Below are 1,189 nucleotides of genomic sequence, written 5' to 3' on the forward strand. Positions count from 1 at the left end.
GACGAGCAGCAGGTGGAAATTTGCTTCCTTATCAAGACAAAATCCAAAAGAAACTTATGGATTGTCCAACCATCACATTTCAAACCGCAAGTGGAATAGAAAAGGTCATTCCTTGCGCAAAAATTACAGCAAAAGGAATTGGTGTGTTGTCTCAAGAACTTAAACGACAAAGCATGCATTAAGAGAAACAATCATGGAAAAGAAATACGAATTTACTGATAAAATCGATATAGTTTATAAGCGCCGATTTTTTAATTTTTTATTTGACAAAATACTATCAGTATGTCTATTGTCGAATCAGGTGCCTAGAAAACACCTTAAAATACCAAGCGGATTGGTTGCCGAAATAATCAGTCTTCTGAACATTAAAGATTTTGACTCATTATATGCTGTAGCATATAACGGTCTTGTCGGGTGTAGTTACACTATACAATACTCTCACGGGAAAGGTGTGACGACGGACTTGGTACCGTGTTTTCTAGCACCCGGCACTCTTTTAGAGTGTCAATAGAAAACCTCTATTACCAAGGAGTTCACAGTGAACACACTTATAGAAATTAAAGAAAGCACTGCTAATAGTGCTACCACTCAGACTATGTCGAGTCGTGAAATTGCAGAATTATGTGGTAAAGAACATCGGAATGTTATGCGGGATATTCGGCAAATACTCACTGAGCTGAAAATTGAGCTGAGTGAATTTGCAGGATTCTACAGAGATTCAACAGGTCGTACTCTTCCTTGCTACAATCTTCCCAAACGTGAGTGTTTAATTCTTGTTTCGGGTTACAGCACTGCTTTACGAGCCAAAATCATTGACCGCTGGCAAGAATTGGAAAGACAAGTAGCAACACCACAAATAAATCTTGCCAATGCTTTGGAAAATCCTCTTACGATTAAACAGCTCCTTTTAGAGAGTATCAATCAATTAGAAGACTTAAGAAATGAGGTGAGTACACTCAAGCCTAAAGCAGAAGCTTTGGAAGGTTTAAAACGCTCTGATGGTTTATTCGGTCTTATCGAAGCAGCGAAGATGTTGGAGGTGCGCCCAAAGGACTTAACCAATTACTTGCGTAAACATGATTGGGTGTATCGACGGGCTCCAGGGGCGCCTTTGTTACCTTATCAGGATAAAATCAAAAAAGGTTTCATGGACTGTCCTGCTATCACTATCCAAAGACCAGATGGTACA

The 1,189-nt window shown here is 39.4% G+C and carries 2 protein-coding genes; both read left to right on the forward strand.

Features of this window, described 5'->3' with window-relative positions:
* The coding region (locus ACFIQE_RS10580) for a phage antirepressor KilAC domain-containing protein (protein ID WP_375707721.1) at positions 1-182 on the forward strand (182 nt) is incomplete at its 5' end.
* 356 nt (positions 183-538) lie between these two features.
* Positions 539-1,189, forward strand: a 651-nt coding sequence (locus tag ACFIQE_RS10585) for a Rha family transcriptional regulator (protein WP_375707722.1), incomplete at its 3' end; no start/stop codon positions are given.

Origin of the sequence: Bartonella sp. AA1HLJMS (assembly GCF_042197445.1) — a bacterium.
Lineage (GTDB): Bacteria > Pseudomonadota > Alphaproteobacteria > Rhizobiales > Rhizobiaceae > Bartonella.